5 protein-coding genes are annotated in these 6,887 nt (G+C 58.6%); 1 reads left to right on the plus strand and 4 read right to left on the minus strand.

The window, feature by feature from the left end:
* Positions 1-132: 132 nt before the first annotated feature.
* From tkt to P7F28_RS33090, 4 genes are read right to left on the minus strand one after another with little or no spacing between them, the layout of a single operon-like run.
* Complete coding sequence (gene tkt, locus P7F28_RS33075; protein WP_277189540.1) at positions 133-2,109, minus strand: transketolase; 1,977 nt, start codon at positions 2,107-2,109, stop codon at positions 133-135.
* A 56-nt stretch (positions 2,110-2,165) separates the two neighbouring features.
* A complete protein-coding gene (locus tag P7F28_RS33080) occupies positions 2,166-4,025 on the minus strand; it encodes a TRAP transporter large permease subunit (RefSeq protein ID WP_370467455.1) in 1,860 nt (619 codons plus the stop codon).
* Between the two features lie 5 nt (positions 4,026-4,030).
* A complete protein-coding gene (locus tag P7F28_RS33085) occupies positions 4,031-5,071 on the minus strand; it encodes a TRAP transporter substrate-binding protein (protein ID WP_277189544.1) in 1,041 nt (346 codons plus the stop codon).
* Between the two features lie 48 nt (positions 5,072-5,119).
* Positions 5,120-5,884, minus strand: a complete 765-nt coding sequence (locus P7F28_RS33090) for an SDR family NAD(P)-dependent oxidoreductase (protein ID WP_277189545.1) — start codon at positions 5,882-5,884, stop codon at positions 5,120-5,122.
* Between the two features lie 202 nt (positions 5,885-6,086).
* Between P7F28_RS33090 and P7F28_RS33095 the strand changes: the two genes are divergently transcribed.
* On the plus strand, positions 6,087-6,887 hold an 801-nt coding region (locus P7F28_RS33095; RefSeq protein WP_277189546.1), incomplete at its 3' end, for a LysR substrate-binding domain-containing protein.

Genomic DNA, 6,887 nt, shown 5'->3' on the forward strand with positions numbered 1-6,887 from the left:
TGGGGTTTTTCCGGGTTTTGGTTGGTTGGGGGTGCTGCTTGGCGTTGTCTTGCGTTTTGGTTCAGTAGCCGCCTCCCCGCCGGGGAGGCGGCTACTGAATAAGAAGCACAAACACCGGAGTGAAGCACCCAATCAAAAAAGCCGCAAAAAAACCTCATCAACAACCCCGGCCACGGTAATACCAAAATGCTCATAAAGCGCCTCCGCAGGCCCAGACGCACCAAAACCCTTCATCCCAACAAACCCCCCACGATCCCCCAAATACCGGTCCCAACCAAACCGAACAGCAGCTTCCACCGCAACGCGCACCGAATCAACCCCAAGCACACTCATCCGATAAGCAGCATCCTGTTCATCAAAAAGCTCACAGCAGGGCATAGAAACGACGGCCGTTGAAATACCCTTAGCCTGCAACACATCCCGACCCTGCAAAGCAATAGATACTTCGGAACCCGTAGCAATCAAAGTCACCCGGCGAGGACCGCCGCCCTCAGCATCGGCAAGCACATACGCCCCCCGCGCACAGCGATTCGCCGCATCATACTCACGCCGCACGAGCGGCAAAGCCTGTCGCGCGAACACCATCGTGCTGGGACCACGCTTGTGCTCATAAGCCAGCATCCAGCATTCAGCAGCTTCGACCGCATCCGCAGGACGAAACACGCGCATATTCGGCATCGCGCGCAAGGACGCAAGAATCTCCACAGGCTGATGCGTAGGCCCATTCTTGCCGACGCCAATCGAGTCATGACTAAAGACGAATTTGACGGGCAGGCCCATCAAAGCGGCCATACGCATGGCAGGGCGTTCGTAGTCAGAGAAGGCAAGATAAGTGACCGCCAAAGGAATAACGCCACCGTGCGCAGCCATGCCATTGGCCATCGAACCCATCACGTGCTCGCGCACACCACAGTGCACATAAGCCCCGCCGCGATCTTCCGATGTGAACGCGCGCAAGCTGCGTTTATGACTCGTCGGCGCTTCGAGGTCCGCGCAACCGACCATACGCTCGGGCAATACTTCGGTGAGCAGATCGTTGATCTCGGCGGAAATCATGATGCCCCCCGGTGCATCCTTCGCATCGCGTTTATAGGCTTCGAGTGTGTCGCGCCAGCCTTGCGGCAACTCACCTGCAATGACGCGATCGAATTCCGCACGTGCCTCGCCAGGCAACGACGCAACGCGCTCGCGCCACGCGCGATACTCACGCTCGTTGCGGCGTCCCGCTTCGCGCCACGTTTGCAGCACATCATCAGGAATCTCGAAGGGTGCGTGCGGCCAGTTGAGTTCGCTGCGCGCGGCGTCGGCATCGTTGGGAAAGAGGCGGCCGCTATGACCGCCGCGTTGTCCCTGCAAACGCGCGATACCACGCGCAATCACCGTGCGGCAGGCGAGCATCGAAGGACGTGGATCGCGCCTGGCTAAAGCGAGTGCTTCAGAGACGGCTTCGAGATCGTGGCCATCGACTTCGATCACATGCCAGCCCGCAACACGAAAGCGCTCACTCACGTTTTCGCTGATGGACAACGTGGTGCTGCCATCGTCCGTGATCTGGTTGTCGTCCCAGCACAGAACGAGCTTGCCGAGCTTCAAATGCCCCGCCAGCGAAATCATTTCCTGGCCGACGCCTTCCTGCAAACAGCCATCGCCGACGAAGGCGTACGTGTAGTGATCGACAATGGCGTCGCCGAATTTCGCGTTGAGATACGCCTCTGCCACCGCCATGCCGAACGCGTTCGCAATGCCTTGTCCCAGCGGTCCCGTCGTTACTTCGATACCTGACGCCGTATCGAATTCCGGATGCCCTTCGCAATGTGAGCCCATATCGCGAAACGTCTTGATCTGATCGATACCGAAGTTCGCGTAGCCCGTCAGATGCAGCAGCGAATACAACAGCATCGAGCCATGTCCATTCGACAAAACGAAGCGGTCGCGGTCAGGCCACTGCGGATCGGCGGGATTGAATTTCATATGGCGCGTGAACAGCGCCGTGGCGATTTCCGCCATGCCGAGCGGCACGCCTTGATGCCCTTCGCCCGCACGCACAATGGCATCGATGGAAAGAAAGCGGATTGCGTTCGACAGCGCCGGCGTGTCGATGAATGACATGACTTCTCCTGACCGCTCCGTTTTAGACGGAGCGGCATGAATGGCTCAAAGAGAAATTACTTCAGGAAACCCGTGGAAATCCAGGGAATGGCTGCAACCAGAATCAAACCGACGATCAGTGCCGCGATATAGCCGATGATTGGCTTCATGCCTTCGTCGGGATGAATGCGGCTCACCGCGCACGCTGAGTAGTATCCGACACCGAAAGGCGGTGCGAACAGTCCGACGCCCATCGAAAGGATCACGACCATTGCGTAATGCACTTCGTTGATGCCCATTTGTCGTGCGATGGGAAACATAAGCGGTCCGAACAATACGATCGCGGGAATGCCTTCCAGTACGCTGCCGAGCACGATAAACACGAGAATCGACGCCGCCATGAACATCCAGCCGCCGCCGGGCAGGGCAGCCATCGTGCGGGCGAGCTGCCCCGAGAAGCCCGATTGCGTGAGCGCCCACGCCATACTCGTCGCCGCGCCGATGATCAGCAGGATCGCGCCGGAAAGCGCGGCTGTATCGATCAGCATGGGTTTGAGGCGTGCCCATTCGAAGCGGCGATAGATCAAAAGCCCTGCAAGCACGGCATATGCAATACCAATCGTCGATACTTCCGTTGCAGTTGCTACACCCTCTACGACTGCTGCGCGAATCACGAAGGGCAGTGCAAGCGCAGGCAAAGCAATTGCCAACTTACGCACGATCTCACCGCGCGTCGCACGCTTCACACCCGACAGATCATCCGCGCGATACCGCCACCACACGACCGCGCACAACGTGATCGCCAGCACGATACCGGGCAACATGCCGCCCGTGAACAGCGCGGAAATCGATACACCCGTCACCGATCCGAGCGTGATCAGCACGAGACTCGGCGGAATGGTCTCGGTCTGCGCGCCGGTCGCGGCAAGCAGGGCGACGAGATCCCCGGGCTTCGCGCCGCGCGCTTTCATCTCGGGAAACAGCACAGGCGCGACCGCGGCCATATCGGCGGCTTTCGAACCGGAGATCCCTGAAACAAGGTACATCGCACCGACCAGCACATACGAGAGACCGCCACGCACATGCCCGAGCAAGCTCGCAAGAAACGCGATCATCGCCGCAGCCATGCCGGTCATTTCGATCAACTGTCCTAAGAACACGAACAACGGCACGGACAAGAGAATCAGGTGCGACATGCCTTCGTCCATGCGTCCGACGACGACCACGAGCGGCGTGCTCGTCGTCAACGCGAGATAGCCGAAAGTTGCCAGTCCGAACGAAAATGCAATCGGCACGCCGGACAGCACGCCCAGCGCAACGAGACCGACGAAGAAGATCAGCAGATTCAGATTGCCGAGGTCCTTCAAATGCGGCCCCATCATGAAGAAAGCGCCTGCAATTGCTGCGATCAGTGCGAGCGCGCCGATGGTGAGCTTCCAGTCACCGACACGAATCAGACGTAATACTGCGACCAGCAGCATCAGACCCGAGCCGATCGGCAAGGCAGCCGCGCGCCACGAGTTGGGAATATCGAGCGCGGGCGTCGTGATAAAGGCTTCGTCCTGTGCGAAGTCGATTGCCGGTCCGATCACCATCAACAGAAACGCAAGCGGCGCGGCAATGGCGACCACATCGAGAAAAGCACGCACACGAGGCGATGCCATGCCGACCAGCGCCGTCATACGCATATGCTCGCCGCGCCGCAAGGCCACGACCGCGCCCAGCATCGCAAGCCACAGGAACAGCATCGACGCGAGTTCATCGGACCAGACGAGCGGATTGTGAAGCGCGTAGCGACTCGTCACGCCTGCAAGCAGAACCACGATTTCAGCAAGCACCAGCAACGCGGCGGGGATTTCCACGAAGTGGCCGAGCCAGGTATCGATAACGTCGAAGATGCGCCTTGGCGCGTGATGCGGAAGCATGGTCGTGTGCATGGCTTTCATACCAGTTTTCCGGTGTATTTTTCGAGCGTGCCCCAGCCTTGATCGCCGTACTTGGATTTCCAGTCGGTATAGAAACTGGTCTTTTTCAGCGCATTGCGGAAGGCTTCGCGGTCCACATCGACCATATTGATGCCCTTGGCTTTGAGGTCGTCGCGCAGGCTGCCGTTGAGCTTCGCAATGTCCGCACGTTGATTCATGCCCGCCGCTTCGAACTCACGTGTAACGATGGCGCGCATATCGGCGGGCAGCGCCTGAAATGCGCGGCGATTGCCGAGAATCCAGTACGCGTCCCACACATGCGAGGTGAGGCTGATCGATTTCTGCACTTCATACAGCTTGGCCGTGGCGATGATCGGCAGCGGATTCTCCTGACCTTCGACCACGCCGGTCTGCAAGGCCGAATACAACTCGTTGAAGTTGATCGGCGCGGGGCCTGCGTCGAGGGACTTGAACAGCGAGGTGAGCATGGGCGCTTGCGGCACGCGAATCTTGAAACCCTTTAAATCAGCGGGCGTTTTGACGACACGCGTCGATGAACTGATCTGACGGAAGCCGTTATCCCACGGCTTCGATACCGCGATGATTCCCGACTTCTCGATCTGCGAGCGGATATAGCCGCCGAGATCGCCGTCCATCGCTTTCCACACGGTGTCGTAATCGGGGAACGCAAAGCCCGTGTTGACGATGCCCGCTGCGGGCGTCAGCGTAGCGAGAATCGACGAGGCGAGGTTGAAGAACTCCACGCCGCCACTGCGCACTTGTGAAAGTAGATCGGTATCCGAACCAAGTTGATTGGCGGGAAACAGCTTGATATCCAGCTTGCCTGCGGTGGCTTCGCGGATCTTGTCGCAGGCCTGCTGTGCGCGAATATTCACCGGATGCGAGGGGTCTTGTCCAGTGGCGAGCTTGTACGAGAAATCGGCGGCAGACGCGGTGCGCGTCGTCATTCCCCACAGCGGTGCGGCAGCGGCGATGGTCGCGCTCGTTTTCAAGAACGTGCGACGGTCGATGCCGCCTTGTTTCGTGCGGTCGGTCATGGTGTGCTCCTCCAGTTTCGGATCGTTATAGTCGTGATGCTTGATGTTTTAGCCGTGAATCAGCATGCCTCCGTTCACATCGATCACCGCGCCGGTGATATAAGAAGAAATCGGTGAAGAGAGGAACAGGAACGCGCCTGCTACATCGTCTGGTACGCCGAGCCGGTTAAGTGGGATACCGGCGAGTATCTCAACGCGCTTTTCATCGCTGATCTTGCCTGCGTTGATATCCGTTTGAATCAGTCCAGGCGTGACGCAATTCACGCGGATGCCGTCATTGCCCAATTCACGCGCCATTGCTTTGGCAAGGCCCAATACGCCTGCTTTAGCGGCGGAATAATGCGGCCCGCCCAGAATGCCGCCGCCCCGTTGCGCCGATACCGACGACATGCAGCCGATCGAACCGCCACCTTGACGCTTCATGTGCGGGACGACCGCTTGCGAGAGATACAGCACGCCACGCAGGTTCACATCGAGAATGCGGTCCCAGCTTTGCGCGTCGATATCGAGTAGCTTCACGGCCTGCGTGATGCCCGCATTGTTGATGAGCACATCGATCGCGCCGAAGTCGGCGATCACTTTTTCAACGGCCGTATCGCACGCGGCGCGGTCCGTCACATTGCACGCATAGCCGCGATGTTCCGGTCCGATCGAACTGGCCGCTTCGCGTGCGGCGGTTTCATCGAGATCGAGAATGGCGATCTTCGCGCCGTGCTTCGCGAACATGCGGGCCGTCGCCATGCCGATTCCACGGGGCGATGCCGCACCCGAAATGACGGCGACCTTGCCTTCGAGAAGACGCGACTCTGACATGATGAATATCTCCTGTTTTTAGCGTGTTTGTGAATTAAATGACTGCTTGTTGAAGATGGCTTGGCTAAGCATCCAAGATAGGCATCAGGGTATTCCCTCGAATGTGATTCCCGGCATCTGATACAAGCGTATTCGCTTGAAAGGAAGCGCTCAAACGAATTAAAGTGGCTTATCGTTGAATTGAATTCACTCCATCATTGCAATGCACAATCGCGTCACGCTCAAGGCTGTACAGGCGTTCGAAGCAGCCGCAAGACTCAACTCCTTTGCACTTGCAGCACAAGAACTCTTCGTCACGCCTTCCGCGATCAGTCATCAAATCAAGCTGCTCGAAGAACAATTGAGCGTGCGGCTTTTTCATCGCGTGCATCGCGCGGTGATTCTCACGGACACCGGGCGGCACTATGCGGAAGAGATCGGCGCCGCATTTGCACGTATCGATAAAGCCACGCGCGATATCGACCGCGTCGCCAAGAGCGACATCCTTACCGTGCATTCCACACCGAGCTTCGCCACGCAATGGCTGATGCCGCGTCTTGCGCGCTTTTCCGCACGGCATCCGGATATCGATCTGCGGCTGCATGCATCGAACGACGCGATCGATCTGACGCGCGAGTCGGTCGATATCGACTTGCGATACGGCGCGCGCCGATTGCAGCCCGCAGGCACGATGGTGCTCGATTTGCCATCCGAAACCATCGTGCCCTTGTGCTCGCCCAAGCTCATGCAAGGCGATACATCGATCCATAACCTGTCCGACTTGCAGCATCACACCCTGATTCATAGCGAAGGCTGTCTTGTCGGATGGCGCGACTGGATGCGCTCGCATCGCACGACGTCGATGGATATCTCGCGTGGGCCGCGTTTCGATCGATCGTTCATGGCGATCAGCGCAGCAGCGGACGGCGTAGGCGTGTGCCTTGAAAGTCTTCTGCTCGTGCAGCGCGAACTGGAAACCGGACGCCTGATTGCGCCGTTCGGTTTCGAAGGTCTGACGGTGCAT

Source organism: Caballeronia sp. BR00000012568055, assembly GCF_029439455.1.
Taxonomy (GTDB): Bacteria; Pseudomonadota; Gammaproteobacteria; order Burkholderiales; family Burkholderiaceae; genus Caballeronia.